This is a genomic window from Streptomyces actuosus (assembly GCF_016921115.1).
Lineage (GTDB): Bacteria > Actinomycetota > Actinomycetes > Streptomycetales > Streptomycetaceae > Streptomyces > Streptomyces actuosus_A.
On the sequence record NZ_JAFFZS010000044.1, the window covers coordinates 39,213 to 54,199 of the forward strand.

The following is a 14,987-nucleotide window of genomic DNA, read 5'->3' on the forward strand; positions in this document are numbered from 1 at the left end:
CGCCCGCTCGGCGGAGCCTGGCGGCGCCTGCACGTCCCACGGGCCGCCGGCCCGGCCCGGCAACGCCCGGGGCCCTCAGCCCCGGTACCCCAGCGACGCCTCGATCCGCCCCGCCAGATGCTCGGCGCGGGAAGCGCTCCGCAGCGCCGACCCGGTCAGCCAGGTACGGCACTTGGTCGCCAGCAGGAGCCCGAACCGCTCGGCCTCCCGCTCGTCGTCCAGGTCGAAGCGGGTGCGCGCGGCGACGGTGCGGACGGTGGCCGCGAGGTCGCTGTCGTCGTGGAGGAGCCGTGCCGCCACCGTCGCGCCGTCGACGTGGTGCCCGCTGTGCCCGGCCTGCATGTGCCACAGCTCGTGGCCCAGGATCACCAACTGGTGCTCGGGAGCCGTGCGCTCCTCGATGACGACCAGGTCCTGGTCGGCCATGTCGAGCCACAGCCCGCTGGCGGTTCCGGGCGGGAAGGAGGAGGTGCGGAAGTGGACGGGCCGCCCACGGCGCCGGCTCATCGCCGAGCACAGCGCGGTGTACAGCGCGGAGGGCGGGGCCGGGGCCGGGAGATCCAGCTCGTCGACCAGCTCGCCGCACAGGCGGCGCATGTCCTTACCGATGCCCACAGTTCTCTCCCGCGATCACGACTCGGGCCGCTTGACGCTCTCCAGGAGCATGTCCAGCCATTCGGCGACCTTGTCGCGATGCTGGTCGGTGGGCAGCTGCGCGGCCCGCCAGGCGATGCCGCGCACGCCGTGGTCCTGCAGCAGTCGCTCCAGCGGGTCGTCCACGGCCTCGGCCGCCTCCCGCTCGCGGTCGGCGAGTTTCTGCAGCAGTTCCTGCTCGGTGCGTTGCAGGGCACCGGCGAGCGCCTCGGGATCCTCGGCGGTGAGGAAGCCGGCATGGACGCGGAAGAAGCGCTGGAGCGCGTCGCAGTGCTCCATGGTGGGGCGCCGGTCGCCGTTGATGAGGGCGCCGGCCTGCTGCCGCGACATGCCGGCACCGTCGGCGATCTCCTGCTGCGTGTATCTGCGGCCGTTGGGCTTGAGTCGGGTCCGGCGCAGCAGGTCCAGACGCTGCAGGAAACGGGCCTGCACATCCGGTTCCCCGGCGGGCCGGCCGCGCAGCAGGGCCTTCACGACGGGTTCGGGAACACCGCAGGCCACCGACAGCCGCGCGGTGTCGAACACCTCCGCGTGCGGGACGCCCAGCCGGTCCGCGAGCACAGTGACGCGGGTGGCGACGGCGGTCAGACCGGACGTCGCCGTGGCGCCGGGAACCTCGAAGCCATCCGTCACCGACAGATCTCCTACGTCTCTCACCGCCCGCTCACCGGCGGCCGGGCCGCGCTGGCGCGGTCACTGCGAACTGCCCGGAGATTACTCGGTGGTTCGAACTCACATCCAGGTCTCGCCACAACTGTGGCCAATTTCAGCCGTCAACGAGCGCGAAATGCCACGATAGTTGACACGACTTGCGTCGGGGCACCAGGATCGGGACGCCGCGTGAAGGCCGCAGAGGCAAGAGGGGTGACCTCCCGATGGCATACCAGGCAGGAGGGCAGTGGCCGGCGCCGCGGCCGGTCCACGAGAGCTCCGAGGTGCAGGCGTACCTCCAGGACTACGCCGTGCTCGTGGACGCGGTCTCCGTTCCGTCGTTCGTCGTCGACCACCGCTGGGACGTGCTCACGGCCAACAGCGCTTTCGCGTCACTTTTCCGCGGCGTGGGCCCGCATCCGACCGCCATGCCGGACGACAACTTCCTCCGCTTCGTCCTGTTCCACCCGGACGCCGCCGCGGTGCTGGGCGACCACGAGTCGAGCTGGTGCCTGCCCATGCTGGCGCAGCTGCGCACCGGGCTGGAGAACCACCCCCAGGACCACGGACTCCAGGCGATCCGCCGGGACCTCGCCCAGGACCCGATCGCGGAGGCCGCCTACCGTCAGGGACTGCCGCACTGGATCAGCGCGGTCGGCCAGGAGGCGGTGCGTCACGACGGCGCGGTACGCCCGCTGATCCATCCGGATCCGCGCCGGGGCGCCACCGACTGCCGCATCGTCGACGAGACGCCCCGCACGCTCCAGGAACTGGGCTGCACCCGTCTGACACTGGTCCTGCGGGAGGTCCGTCGCATCGCTCCGGCACCGCGGCCCCGCCGCCCGCGCCGTCAGGCGGCCCACCTCACGGTGGTGTCCACCCCCGAACCCTGATCGGGCACCGCCGGCGTTCAGGTCGCCGACGGCGCCCCGGTCGGCGGGGGCGTGCCGACGGCCCCCTCCGCCCCCGGCACTCTCCCGCCGCCCGGTGTCGCCGCGTGCCCTCACGGGCCCGAGGCGCCCGCCCCGACCCGCTCCGGTGCGCGCCCCGAGCCCGGGCGCCGCGCCGTCACCAGGCCCTCGGGGGCGCCGACCGCGCCGGCTCCCGGCCCGCGCGCCGTCCGTGCCGTCCGGGCCGGGCCGTGGACGCCGTCCGGGCCGTCTGCGCCGGCCCGCCCCCGCCGCAGACCCTTCGTGCCGCGCCCTTCGCGCCTGGCCGATGCCCCCCGGGGTTCGAGTTTCGCGGAGCCCCTGCGCCGTGCCCTCGTCGCACTGACCGCCTGCTCTCTCGCACTCACCGCCTGCGCGTCGTCCGGCGATGGCGCCGCCGGAGGAGCGACGCGCACTACCGTCGACTGCATGCCGCCCCAGAGCGCCGAGGCCGACCGGCAGTACCGCGAGGAGGACGTCGCCGCCTGTTCCTCGTCCTCCGGCGGCACCTCGCCGCCGGGTCCGGCGCAGGCAGCACCAAGGGCTGACAGCGCCCTCGTACCGCATCACGAAAGGCAGGCACCGTGGGACAGCCGACCCATGCCCCGGACCGCCCCGGCTGGTGGCGCTCCGCCGTCGTCTACCAGGTGTACGTCCGCAGCTTCGCCGACGGCGACGGAGACGGCACCGGCGACCTCGCCGGCGTCCGCTCCCGGCTGCCGTACCTGGCCCGACTCGGCGTGGACGCGCTGTGGTTCAACCCCTGGTACCTCTCGCCACTGAAGGACGGCGGCTACGACGTCGCCGACTACCGTGCGATCGACCCGGCGTTCGGCACGCTCGCCGAGGCGGAGCAGCTCATCGCCGAGGCCCGGGAACGAGGCATCCGCACCCTCGTCGACATCGTCCCCAACCACGTCTCCGACCAGCACCCGTGGTTCCGTGCCGCCCGAGCCGGGGGGCCCGAGCGCGCCCTGTTCCACGTCCGGCCTGGCCGCGGCGCGCACGGCGAACTCCCGCCCAACGACTGGCAGTCCCAGTTCGGCGGCCCCGCTTGGACCCGGCTGCCCGACGGCGACTGGTACCTGCACCTCTTCGCGCCCGAACAACCCGACCTCGACTGGTCCCACCCCACGGTCCGCCGGGAGCACGAGGACATCCTGCGCTTCTGGTTCGAACGGGGCGTCGCCGGTGTCCGCATCGACTCCGCCGCCCTGCTCGTCAAGGACCCCCTGCTGCCGGACTTCACCGAGGGCCGCGACCCGCACCCCTACCTCGACCGCGACGAACTCCACGACGTCTACCGCTCCTGGCGGCGCATCGCCGACGAGTACGGCGGCATCTTCGTCGGAGAGGTCTGGCTGCCCGACGCCGAGCGCTTCGCCCGCTACCTGCGCCCCGACGAACTGCACACGGCGTTCAACTTCGCCTTCCTCTCCTGCCCCTGGGACGCCGCACGGCTGCGCGCGGCGATCGACGAGACCCTCGCCGAACACGCGCCGGTCGGCGCCCCGGCCACCTGGGTGCTGAGCAACCACGACGTGACCCGCACCGTCACCCGCTACGGGCGTGCCGACACCGGCTTCGACTTCGCCGTCAAGTCCTTCGGCACACCGTCCGACCAGGCCCTCGGGACGCGGCGGGCGCGGGCCGCCGCCCTGCTGTCGCTCGCCCTGCCCGGCGCGGTCTACATCTACCAGGGTGAGGAACTGGGTCTGCCCGAGGCGGAGATCCCCGTCGAGCGGATCCAGGACCCCGTGCACGTCCGTTCCGGCGGAACCGACCCCGGCCGCGACGGCTGCCGGGTGCCGCTGCCGTGGGCGGCCGACGCGCCCTGGGCGGGATTCGGGTCGCACAGGGAGCCCTGGCTGCCGCAGCCGCACGACTGGGCCTCGTACGCGGTCGACCGCCAGGAGGCCGACGCCGGGTCCATGCTCACCCTCTACCGCGAGGCGATCGCCGCGCGTGAGGTCTTCGGCGGCGGTCCCCTGACGTGGCTGCCGGCACCCGGCGGAGTGCTCGCCCTCGCCCGCGCCGACGGCCACGCCCTGTGCGTGGTGAACTTCGCCGCCGCGCCCGCCGAACTGCCCGCGCACTCCGAGATCCTCCTGGGCAGCGGCCCCCTGGACGAACGGGGGCGGCTGCCTCAGGACACCGCGGTCTGGCTGCGTGCCTGAGGCCGAGGCCGGGCACCGCGCAGCGGAGCAGAACCCCTCTCGGCACCGCACCCTCCGACGGCGCGGTCGGCCGCGTGACCGCGGGCGCCACGCGGATCCCCGGCGTGCCCGCGGATCCGCAGCCGGACGCGGCGCGGGGCACCCCGCGCTCCCGGGTGCGCCGGGGTGGGGACAGCCGGCCGTACCCCGCCCCGTTCCCGGAAGCATCCGGCGACAGGGAACCCCCAACACCCCGCCGCAGCCCCCGGAAACCGGGCGAACAGGGGCGAGTCCGGCTCGCCCACCGCACGTACCGACGACCTTCACTGCCGCGCCATCGCGCCCTTCCCTGACGTTCGGTGCTCCTGGAACACTCCTTCCGCGCGCATTCGCTCAACGCCGGCCGGCCGACTCGTCCTCAGGCAGAGAGGTTCCTCCGTCATGCCCGATGTCAACCGGCGCCGATTCCTCCAACTGGCCGGAGCCACCACGGCGTTCTCCGCGCTGTCCGGTAGCATCCAGCGCGCGGCGGCCCTGCCCGCCAACCGCCGCACGGGATCGATCGAGGACGTCGAGCACATCGTCGTCCTGATGCAGGAGAACCGTTCCTTCGACCATTACTTCGGCTCCCTGCGCGGGGTGCGCGGCTTCGGGGACCCTCGTCCGGTGCTCCAGCCGGGCGGGAAGCCCGTCTGGTACCAGTCCGACGGGACCAGGGACGTCCTGCCCTTCCGTCCGGACGCCGACGAGCTCGGCATGCAGTTCCTCGAAGGGCTGCCGCACGGCTGGCCGGACGGCCAAGCCGCCTACAACGGCGGCAGGTACGACCGGTGGGTCCCCACGAAGGGCACCACGACGATGGCGTACCTCACCCGCGAGGACATCCCCTTCCACTACGCCCTCGCCGACGCCTTCACCGTCTGCGACGCCTACCACTGCTCGTTCATCGGCTCCACCGACCCGAACCGCTACTACATGTGGACGGGGTACACCGGCAACGACGGCTCGGGCGGCGGCCCGGTCCTCGGCAACGACGAGCGCGGCTACGGCTGGACGACCTACCCCGAACGCCTGGAGCGGTCCGGAGTCTCCTGGAAGATCTACCAGGACACCGGCGACGGCCTGGACGCGGCCGGATCCTGGGGCTGGATCGGCGACGCCTACCGCGGCAACTACGGCGACAACTCGCTGCTCTACTTCGACTCCTACCGCGACGCCCGGCCCGGCGACGCCCTGTACGAGAAGGCCCGCAGCGGCACCGACGTGAAGAACGGCGACGGCTGGTTCGACGAGCTGCGCGCCGACGTCAGGGCCGGGGCGCTCCCGCAGATCTCCTGGATCGCCGCCCCCGAGGCCTTCACCGAGCACTCCAACTGGCCGTCGAACTACGGTGCCTGGTACATCGCCCAGGTCCTGGACGCGCTCACCGCCGACCCGCGCGTCTGGGCGAGGACGGCGCTGTTCATCACCTACGACGAGAACGACGGCTTCTTCGACCATGTGGTGCCGCCCCTGCCGCCGAAGTCCGCCGCGCAGGGCAGGTCCACGGTCGACGTCTCCCCGGACCTCTTCCCCGGCGACGCCAAGCACCCCGCCGGCCCCTACGGCCTCGGCCCGCGGGTGCCGATGCTCGTCGTCTCCCCGTGGAGCAGGGGCGGCTACGTCTGCTCGGAGACCTTCGACCACACCTCGATCCTGCGGTTCATGGAGCGCCGGTTCGGCGTCGAGGAGACGAACATCTCGCCCTGGCGCCGGGCCGTGTGCGGCGACCTGACCTCAGCGTTCGACTTCTCCCGCCGGGACAGCAGCCCGGCCGCGCTGCCGGACACCGCCGCGTGGGAGCCTCCGGACCGCAACCGCCGTCCGGACTACCGCCCGGCACCGCCGGCCGACCCGGCCATGCCCCGGCAGGAGTGCGGTCAGCGCCCCGCCCGTCCGCTGGCGTACGACCCGTCCGTCGACGGCTCGGCGGACACCGCGGCGGGGACGTTCACGCTGAGCTTCGCCTCCGGTGCCGACGCCGGTGCCGCTTTCCACGTGACCTCCGGCAACCGCACCGACGGTCCCTGGATGTACACCACCGCGGCGGGCGCTAGGCTCTCCGACACCTGGAACTCGGTGTACTCGGGCGGCGCGTACGACCTGACGGTGCACGGCCCGAACGGATTCCTGCGCACCTTCAGAGGCCGCAACAAGGTGGCCGGCCCCGAGGTGACCGCGCGCCGCAGCGGCGACGACATCGAGCTCGTCCTCACCCAGCACGGCTCCGGCACGGTCCGGTTGACGGTCACCGACGGCTACGGCGGTCCCGTCCGCACCGTCACGGTGCGTCCGGGCTCCACGGTCCGCCAGGTCGTCGACCTGACCGCGAGCCGGCGCTGGTACGACCTGTCCGTCACAGCCGACGGCGACGCGGCCTTCCTGCGGCGCTTCGCCGGACACGTCGAGAACGGCCGCGCCGGTGTGAGCGATCCCGCGATCGCCGCCGTCTGACCTGCGCGGAGGGGTGCCGGCCGGCAGACCGCAGGCGCTGATCGCGGGCGGACGGGGTCGGGGTAGTGTGCCCCGGTGACCACGCAATCGAACACACCTGCAGGCTGGTACCCCGATCCGCACGGGGCGCCTCGGACGCTGCGCTACTGGGACGGCGTGCAGTGGACCCAGCACACCAACCCCGACCAGCAGGCCGCGGCCCCGGCCCAGCAGGCCCCGCACATACCCCCGCAGCAGGGCGTCCCCCCGCAGATGGGCGGCCCCGACCCGCACGTGCAGCGCCAGGTGCAGCAGGAGGCCGGGGTCGCCGCCGGGGGTGCCGGCGGCGGCACCCTCTTCTCCGAGCCGGTCCTGGTGGTGAACCAGAAGGCCAAGCTGATCGAGCTGACCAACGAGTACAAGGTCATGGATCAGAACGGCGCCCAGCTCGGCTCCGTCGTGCAGGTCGGGCAGAGCGCGTTGCGCAAGATCCTGCGCTTCCTCTCCAGTATCGACCAGTTCCTCCCGGTCAAGCTGGAGATCCGCGACAACCACGGCCGGCCGGTCCTGTTGCTGACCCGCCCCGCCAAGATCTTCAAGTCGCGCGTCATCGTGCAGCGCCCGGACGGGCAGCCGGTCGGCGAGATCGTCCAGCAGAACGTCTTCGGCAAGATCAACTTCGCGATGAACGTCAACGGCCAGCAGGTCGGCGCCATCAAGGCGGAGAACTGGCGGGCCTGGAACTTCGCGATCGTCGACCACGCCGGCAACGAGGTCGCCCGGATCACCAAGACCTGGGAGGGCCTGGCGAAGACCATGTTCACCACCGCGGACAACTACGTCCTGCAACTGCACTACCAGCTGCCCGAGCCGCTGCTGAGCCTGGTGGTGGCGACGGCGCTGACCGTCGACACCGCGCTCAAGCAGGATGCGCGCGGCCTCGGCTGACGCGTCGCCGCCTCATCGGCGGCCGTTCACCACGGCGTGAGGTGCCCCGGGTCCGACGGGCGGGGCACCAGCGCCGGTTCGGCCGACGCCGCCCGGGCGTCCAGGGCGAGGACCGCGGCCACCGGATGTGCCTCGCCGGCCGGTGGGGCCCCGCCCGTCGCGGGCCCCGCGGACTCGGGCGGCGCACCGGCCGCCTGCTCCGGGCCGGGCGCGGCCCGCGTCAGCAGGAACACCCCCCAGGCGGCGAGCCCCGCGCCCCCGATCGCGAGCAGCGCTCCCACCGCACCGCCCTGCAGCCTCTCCCCGAGCAGTGCCACACCGATGACGGCGGCGGCCACCGGGTTGGCCAGCGTCACCACCGCCAACGGCGCGCCCAGCCCGCCCCGGTAGGCGGTCTGCGACAGCAGCAGCCCGCCCGTCGCGAAGGCCGCGACCAGCAATGCCACCCCGATCACCTGCACGCTCAACAGCGGTCCCGACCGGTCCGTCGCGGCGACCGTCACGGTCTGGGTGAGCGCGGAGGCCACCCCGGAGGCCATCCCGGAGGCCGTGGCGTGCCGCAGGCCAGGGCGGGCGCCCGGACGGGACAGCATGCCGATCAGTGCGGCCGTCGCGCCCGCCACCACCAGCGCCTCGGGCAGGCTGAGCACGTCGTCGGGAGCCGGGCCCGAGGCCGTGACGAGGATCGCGCCCAGGCCGAGCAGGGTGAAACCGGTGCCGCGCCACTCGACCGCGCTGACCCTGCGCCCCGCGAGCCGCGCGCCCATCGGCACCGCCGCGACCAGCGTGAGCGCCCCCAGCGGCTGCACCACGGTGAGCGGACCGTACTTCAGCGCCACCACGTGCAGCAGGGCGGCCGAGGCGTTGAGCGTCACCGACCACCACCACGCGCCACTGCCCAGCAGCCGCAGCACACCCGGACCGCCGGACCGGGCGGCGAGGCGTTCCTGGGCCACCGCGGCCGCCGCGTAGGCGACGGCGGAGAACAGGGACAGGACGACGGCCGTCAGGGCGGCGTTCACCGGTGCGCCCCTGCCAGGACCCGCTCCCGCTCCCGCCCCGGCCACCGGGCCGGCACCGCGGTCCCGCGACCGCGGTCCACCGGCAGCCCCGGGTGGTGCGGCCGCGGGACCAGCGCGAGGGCGGCGCCGAGCAGCGCGGCGGCGAGGAGCGAGTCGAGCCAGTAGTGGTTGGCCGTGCCGACGATCACCACCAGCGTCAGCAGTGGGTGCAGCAGCCAGAGCATGCGCCACCGCGACCGGGTCGCCGCGATCAGCCCGACCGCCAGCATCAGCGCCCAGCCGAAGTGCAGGGACGGCATCGCCGCGAACTGGTTGGAGAGGTGGTCGGCACGCGGCGGCCCGTACACCGACGGTCCGTACACCTGCGCGGTGTCGATGAGACCGGTGGCCGCGAGCATCCGCGGCGGTGCCAGCGGGAAGGCCAGGTGCAGCACCAGGGCGGCGGCGGTGACCGCGGCCAGCACCCGGCGGGCCCACAGGTAGTGGGCGGGGCGCCGCAGGTACAGCCAGACCAGGAACGCGGCGGTGGCGGGGAAGTGCACGGCGGCGTAGTAGGTGTTCGCGAGATGTGCGGGGACGTCGCCGTGCAGCAGCAGCGACTGCACCGCCCCCTCGCCGGGCAGGTGGACGGCTCGTTCGGCGTCCCAGACGCGATGCGCGTTGCGGAAGGCCTCGCCGGTGTGGTCGGCGGCCAGCTGCCGGCCGAGTTTGTAGACCAGGAAGAGACCCGCGACGAGCAGGAGCTCACGGACGAGCGCAGGCCGCGCTGCCGCGTCGGTCTGCGGTGCTTGCCCGGGTTCTTCTCCAGGCTCGGTGCAGGCGTTCATCCCCCGGCCCCCTCGCTGACGGTGGTGCGTGTGTGGTGCACGCCGCGCGGCGGAGCGGCGCACGGCATCGATACGGCATCGTACCGATACGGCAGTGTACCGATACGCTTCGGTACCGGTACACTGGTGTATCGATTGACCTTCGACACACGGGGGAAGCGACCCACGGACAGCAGGGCCGCACGGCCCGGAAGAACGGCGAGGAGAGACACCGATGACGTCGCAGGCCGCGGAGGAGCCGGAGCAGGCTGCCGCGTCGCGCCGCTCCAAGCTCACGCCCGAGCGCGAGCAGGAGTTCTTCGACGCCGTCCTCGACCAGATCCGCGAGTGCGGGTACGACGCCGTGACCATGGACGGCGTCGCCGCGAGCACGCGGTGCAGCAAATCCACCCTCTACCGGCAGTGGAAGACCAAGCCGCAGTTCGTGGTGGCCGCGCTGCGCTCGCGCCGCCGCTCACGGCTGGGCGGCATCGACACCGGCTCGCTCGCCGACGACCTGCGCGAGGCCGCGCGGGCCGCGGGGGAGTGGGCGGTGAAGGACACCAAGCTGCTCCAGGCGCTCGGCCACGCGGTCACCCAGGACGCGGAGCTGGCGGGGGCCCTGCGCGAGGCGCTCGTCGAACCGGAGATCGCCGCGTTGAAGGAGATCCTGCGCCGCGGCGTCGAGCGCGGCGAGATCGCCGCGGACCATCCGGCGCTGGAGTACGTGCCCGCGCAGCTGTTCGGCATGCTGAGGGTCCGGCCGATCCTGGAGGGCAAGTACGCCGACGAGGAGTACCTGGCCCACTTCACCGAGGCCGCCGTGCTGCCGGCCCTCGGGCTGACATGAGACCCAGGCCGCCGTCCACGGGATGACTGGACGGTGACCTGATCGCGCCGCACCGTGGGGACGGGGGCGGCGCGCACCCCCGGCCGGGCGGGGTCCCCCTTGAGCGGAGAGGGGCCCTGCCCGGCCGGCCGTTCTCCCCGGCCGGGCACCCCGGGGGCGTCCGGCGGACAGGTCCCCGGTGCCGGGTGCGGCGCCGGCTCAGCCCGGATCCATCGGTCGATGTCCAGCGGTGATACTGCCGGGAACGAGGAAGTGCCTTGCGACCTGCGATGACGGGAGTTCTCTAGGCTTCCAGCACGCACGATCAGCAAGGCACTTCTGAGATGCAATCTTCCCATGCCGCGGCGAAGGTCTCCGCGTGGTTCGATGATCCGAATCTGGTCGCGTACGGCGGGCTCGCGCCGCTGGTGCGCCTGGCCGAGCGGTGCGGGTTGCCGGGTCTGATCGGCGAGCTGGTGCGGCTGCCGGCCTCGAAGGACGGCACCGGTGCTTTCCCGGCCGCCAAGGCGATGGGCGCTGATCGCGGGCATGGCCGCGGGCGCGGACAGCATCGACGACATGGACCGGCTGCGGCACGGCGCGATGCGGCGCCTGTTCACCGGGGTGCGTGCCCCGTCCACCCTCGGCAGCTTCCTGCGGTCTTTCACCCACGGACACGTGAAGCAACTGCACGCCGTAGCCTGACGGTTCCTGCCCCGGCTGGCCTCGCACACGCCGCTGCTGCCCGGCACGGACCAGGTCGCCTACCTCGATCTGGACGACACCATCAAACCGGTCCACGGCTACGCCAAACAGGGCGTGGGCTACGGCTACAACAAGCTCAAGGGCCTGAACGCGCTGATCGCGACACTGTCCATGCCGCTGGCCGCCCCGGTGATCGCCGCAACGAGACTGCGCAAGGGCAGCGTGAACTCGGTGCGCGGAGCCGGATCGTTCGCCGCCGAGGCGATCCGCACCGCCCGCGCGTCCGGTGCGAGGGGCATGCTGATCGTGCGGGCGGACTCGGCCTACTACGCCGCCGAGGTGATGGCCGCCTGTCGGTCCGCCGGCGCACGCTTCTCGGTCACGGTGCGGATGGACGCCTCCGTCAAGCAGGCCATCGCCGCCATCGACGAGACGGCCTGGAAGACGATCAAGTACCCCCAGGCGGTCCGGGACAGCGAGGAGGAACGCTGGATATCGGACGCCGAAATCGCCGAGATCCCCTACACCGCTTTCACCTCGAAACCGAAGAAGCAGCAGGTCACCGCCCGCCTCATCGTGCGCCGCGTGAAGCGCCTCAACCCGGCGGCGGTGCCTGAGGGTCAGGGCGAGCTGTTCACCACCTGGCGCTACCACGCCGCATTCACCGACAGCACGCTGCCGCTCATCGACGCTGAGCGTGACCACCGCCGGCACGCGACCGTGGAACAGGTGATCTGTGAGCTGAAGAACGGACCGTTCGCGCACGCCCCCTCGGGCAACTTCCAGGCGAACGCCGCCTGGCTCGCGCTGGCCGCCCTCGCCTTCAACCTGACCCGCGCCTGCGGGACGCTCGCCGACACCGTCCACGCCCGCGCGACGGGCGCGACCATCCGCGACCACCTCATCAACGTGCCCGCCCGGCTGGCCCGTTCGGCCCGGCGGCTCACCCTGCACCTGCCCGAACGCTGGCCCTGGCACGACGCCTTCGAAGCCCTCTTCCACGCCGTGCACACCCCGCCCCAACCGGCCTGACCAGGCCGTATCAGACCCGCCCGCCAGGGCCCGAGAGCTGTGGACATGTGGAAGAGCTGGGCAGACCAGCGATCACTCCATGCCCGCCGCCAGACCCAGCACCCCGATCAACGAAAACGATCACTCACGAAGTAAGCCGGTGGATCCGGGCTGAGGCGGTCGGTGGGCGCCCGATGTCCTCCTGAACTGCGGACTTCGTACGCGGCGAGGTGAATCCGGCAGACGGCGGACGGCCCACGCAATGCGGCCCCGCCGCTCACGCGGCGGGGCCGAAACCCGGTCCTCTGGCTAGGGGCATCCGTCAGCGAACGAGGTATCCCAGGAGCCGACGTAGACAGCCCCACCGTCGTAAGGCTCGAAATCACATACAAGGATGCCGCCGCTGGCAGAGTCAGCACCACTGACGCTGACTGTCCCCTCGTAGTCAACGGCCTGGTTCGCCGTGTCGAGCGTGAATCCGTCCGGCAGTTGGTATCCCCAATCCACTGCCGTGCGGACTGTGTTGTAGATGTCTTGGTGAGTCTTCTTGTGGCGCTGGTTGTCGTTGTCCTTCCATGTGACCGTGAAATCTCCGGTAATTGCGGTCGTGACGCCCACCGTTTCGTTGACCTGCCCCGTAATCATCCATCCGTAGGTGTGTGTCATCGAATGAGCGGGAACGACGATGTTTTGGGACGGTATGCTGTACGAGGTCTCGTCCCAACTGCTGCATGATCTGGTTTCGGTCAGCGAGGTTGTCACTGTTTGTGCATAGGACATCGAAATGGGGCTGAGGTTGACGTTGAATGTTCCCGTGGCGGAATTAGTGAGACCCTTTGCGGTGGTGTACGTATAGACGTTCTTGTAGGTCTTTCCGGCACTGGTCGACGTCAGTGTCTGCTCTTCATCGGTACCGTTGTACAGTGCGCTTGAGACCAGCACCGCACCGTTCAGGTTCTGGTTCGTGGACTCCACGGACTGGCCGACCATGTTGTAGTTGATGCCGTCGTGGCCGTGGATTTCGACATCATGGGTGCTGTTGGGGCCCCAACGCTCCGAGTGGAACCACGCCCTCTTGAGAAAATCGTCCAGATCCTGCCAGTTGGCTTGGCTGACACTGCCATCACAGGAGGACCCTGCGCTGTCATCGGCAAACGCCGAGGTTGCCGGGGTGATGGACAATGTCATTGCCAGAACCGACGAAACCGCCAGTCCCAGTCCAGCTCTCCTGCGTCTACTCAGGATATTCATGATGCTGTGCTCCATGTCTTGGCCGACTGTTGCGGAAATGAATAGTAGCCATGCCGCAGGCGGCAGGCCGGATCGCTGAAACGGTGCGGAGAATGCGAAGGGATAATTCGAACTGGCGCTTCACGGGGCAGGTGAGTGGAAAATTCACCTCGATTCCCCACAGGGGATTGCAGCCGGACGTCTGGTGTTGCCGTGCTGCAACCGGACTTCCGTCCGGGATCTGGCACGGAAGTCGACTCCGATACGGTGGTCGAGTCGCCCCTGGCCTGGCCGGCGGACCTGAGAGACATATGATCTCCCATTGTCCGCCAGTGAAGTGCCGTATTCGGCGAGGAGTTGCCGTACCCGGTCAGGTACTGCACTCGGATCGTCCGGGGGTTTTTCGGTGGCGTGAACCATTCCGTCGGGCCGGGCCGCCTGTCAAGTGCCGCTACGGCAATGATTCATGGAACATTCCCCGGGGGTGCTTCCATACGTAGTGGTTTACGTATTTTCCGGGTCGTCGAATTCAACCCGACCCTTGGCCGTGAAGTCTCTTGACGGTCCGCCGACGGATTCGGGGGCGTTCTCGTGCCTGGGCTCAGCAGTCGGTGCACTGCCATGTGCGCAGAGGCACCGGGGCCGGTGCGTACGTAGCGGTCTACGTATTTTCCCGGTGCTCCTCCTGCGCATGGCGACGCAGCGTGGGGACTGTTCCGTTCTCACCTGCACATGTGGTGATCAATATGTACTGCTCACAGTCGCTGTCCCCCCGGGGCCAGACCTCCGCGGCATGCGCCACTGTCGCAGGCGGCGTCGGCGCGGGAACGGACGCGCTCCCCGGCAGCGTCGGGGATGACCGGCCCGCCGACTACATGTCGCCGTGCCTCGCCCACCGCCCGGAGTCGGTCGGCCTCGCCCGCCGGCTGGCCCGATCGGTGCTCCGTGACTGGCGGATCGACGAAAGCGCTGCCGCCTCGGTGCTTCTGGTGGTGTCCGAGCTGGTGACCAACGCCGTCCAGTACGCGCGTCCCCCCTTGTACCTGCGCCTGTGCCGGGAGACCGCCGGCCTCCAGGTGCTGGTCGGGATCACCGACGGCGGCAGGGCGGTCCGGACGGGGGACTGGGCGGCCTCCTGCGCTGCCGAGGAACACGGGCGCGGCATGAGCATCATCGATGCGCTGGCAACCTGCTACGGAAGCCGATCCCACGGCCTGGGACTCACCACGCACTGGGCCCGCCTTGCGGTGCCGAACGCGGTTCCCGCGCCGGGCCCGAGCGACGGGGTGTGAGGCTTGCGGTGCCCTTCCGCCTCCGGCACCCCGGGCGCTGCGGCGTCCGCCCCGTCCCCGGTTCCGCCCTCGGACGGGCGCCGGCGCCGCGGCCCGCACGCCGTGCGCGCCCGCCCCCGCGACAGCGACCCGGAACACCATCGGGTCGGCCCGCTCCTCGGAAGTTCATGCAGGTCGAACCGGCAACAAGCGGTCCCGGCGACCCTGATACGGAACCTGGACCGCAGTAGAATGGGATCATGGTCGAGCTGACAACCTTTGTCGGTCGCCGCCGCGAGGTGG

11 protein-coding genes and 1 pseudogene are annotated in these 14,987 nt (G+C 71.4%); 7 read left to right on the top strand and 5 right to left on the bottom strand.

What is annotated here, in order from left to right; all coding sequences use genetic code 11:
• Nucleotides 1-75 precede the first annotated feature (75 nt).
• Both JS756_RS32210 and JS756_RS32215 read right to left on the bottom strand, forming a co-directional pair.
• Nucleotides 76-597, bottom strand: coding sequence for a toxin-antitoxin system, toxin component (locus JS756_RS32210; RefSeq protein ID WP_205386820.1), 522 nt, complete (start codon nucleotides 595-597; stop codon nucleotides 76-78).
• Between the two features lie 33 nt (nucleotides 598-630).
• A complete protein-coding gene (locus JS756_RS32215) occupies nucleotides 631-1,287 on the bottom strand; it encodes a helix-turn-helix domain-containing protein (RefSeq protein WP_205386808.1) in 657 nt (218 codons plus the stop codon).
• 242 nt (nucleotides 1,288-1,529) lie between these two features.
• Between JS756_RS32215 and JS756_RS32220 the strand changes: the two genes are divergently transcribed.
• From JS756_RS32220 to JS756_RS32235, 4 genes are all read left to right on the top strand, one after another.
• Entirely contained in the window at nucleotides 1,530-2,198 is a 669-nt protein-coding gene (locus JS756_RS32220; RefSeq protein ID WP_205386809.1) for an MmyB family transcriptional regulator, read from the top strand.
• A 620-nt stretch (nucleotides 2,199-2,818) separates the two neighbouring features.
• On the top strand, nucleotides 2,819-4,411 hold the full coding sequence (locus JS756_RS32225) for a glycoside hydrolase family 13 protein (RefSeq protein WP_205386810.1): 1,593 nt from the start codon (nucleotides 2,819-2,821) through the stop codon (nucleotides 4,409-4,411).
• A 420-nt stretch (nucleotides 4,412-4,831) separates the two neighbouring features.
• The gene (locus tag JS756_RS32230) at nucleotides 4,832-6,883 is read left to right on the top strand and encodes a phosphocholine-specific phospholipase C (protein WP_205386811.1); all 2,052 of its coding nucleotides are present in this window, start codon (nucleotides 4,832-4,834) and stop codon (nucleotides 6,881-6,883) included.
• A 75-nt stretch (nucleotides 6,884-6,958) separates the two neighbouring features.
• Entirely contained in the window at nucleotides 6,959-7,810 is an 852-nt protein-coding gene (locus tag JS756_RS32235) for an LURP-one-related family protein (protein ID WP_205386812.1), read from the top strand.
• A 26-nt stretch (nucleotides 7,811-7,836) separates the two neighbouring features.
• On the opposite strand, the gene JS756_RS32240 is transcribed toward JS756_RS32235, so the two are convergent.
• Nucleotides 7,837-8,832: a DMT family protein gene (locus JS756_RS32240; RefSeq protein WP_205386813.1), complete on the bottom strand. Its 996-nt coding sequence runs from the start codon at nucleotides 8,830-8,832 to the stop codon at nucleotides 7,837-7,839.
• Complete coding sequence (locus tag JS756_RS32245) at nucleotides 8,829-9,659, bottom strand: phosphatase PAP2 family protein (protein WP_205386814.1); 831 nt, start codon at nucleotides 9,657-9,659, stop codon at nucleotides 8,829-8,831. The genes JS756_RS32240 and JS756_RS32245 overlap by 4 nt, the downstream gene beginning before the upstream one ends.
• Nucleotides 9,660-9,873: 214 nt before the next feature.
• Between JS756_RS32245 and JS756_RS32250 the strand changes: the two genes are divergently transcribed.
• The gene (locus JS756_RS32250; protein ID WP_205386815.1) at nucleotides 9,874-10,488 is read left to right on the top strand and encodes a TetR/AcrR family transcriptional regulator; all 615 of its coding nucleotides are present in this window, start codon (nucleotides 9,874-9,876) and stop codon (nucleotides 10,486-10,488) included.
• A gap of 323 nt (nucleotides 10,489-10,811) precedes the next feature.
• Nucleotides 10,812-12,204: pseudogene (locus JS756_RS32255) on the top strand (IS1380 family transposase).
• A 288-nt stretch (nucleotides 12,205-12,492) separates the two neighbouring features.
• On the opposite strand, the gene JS756_RS32260 reads toward JS756_RS32255, so the two are convergent.
• A complete protein-coding gene (locus tag JS756_RS32260; protein ID WP_205386816.1) occupies nucleotides 12,493-13,449 on the bottom strand; it encodes an ETX/MTX2 family pore-forming toxin in 957 nt (318 codons plus the stop codon).
• A gap of 710 nt (nucleotides 13,450-14,159) precedes the next feature.
• Here JS756_RS32260 and JS756_RS32265 point away from each other — a divergent pair.
• The gene (locus JS756_RS32265; RefSeq protein WP_240204680.1) at nucleotides 14,160-14,705 is read left to right on the top strand and encodes an ATP-binding protein; all 546 of its coding nucleotides are present in this window, start codon (nucleotides 14,160-14,162) and stop codon (nucleotides 14,703-14,705) included.
• Nucleotides 14,706-14,987 lie beyond the last annotated feature (282 nt).

Excerpts from the sequence above, each read along its gene's own strand:
- JS756_RS32210 (WP_205386820.1), bottom strand. The coding sequence starts at position 597 with ATGCGCCGCCTGTGCGGCGAGCTGGTCGACGAGCTGGATCTCCCGGCC.
- JS756_RS32220 (WP_205386809.1), top strand. The coding sequence starts at position 1,530 with ATGGCATACCAGGCAGGAGGGCAGTGGCCGGCGCCGCGGCCGGTCCAC.
- JS756_RS32230 (WP_205386811.1), top strand. The coding sequence starts at position 4,832 with ATGCCCGATGTCAACCGGCGCCGATTCCTCCAACTGGCCGGAGCCACC.
- JS756_RS32245 (WP_205386814.1), bottom strand. The coding sequence starts at position 9,659 with ATGAACGCCTGCACCGAGCCTGGAGAAGAACCCGGGCAAGCACCGCAG.
- JS756_RS32250 (WP_205386815.1), top strand. The coding sequence starts at position 9,874 with ATGACGTCGCAGGCCGCGGAGGAGCCGGAGCAGGCTGCCGCGTCGCGC.
- JS756_RS32260 (WP_205386816.1), bottom strand. The coding sequence starts at position 13,449 with ATGGAGCACAGCATCATGAATATCCTGAGTAGACGCAGGAGAGCTGGA.
- JS756_RS32265 (WP_240204680.1), top strand. The coding sequence starts at position 14,160 with ATGTACTGCTCACAGTCGCTGTCCCCCCGGGGCCAGACCTCCGCGGCA.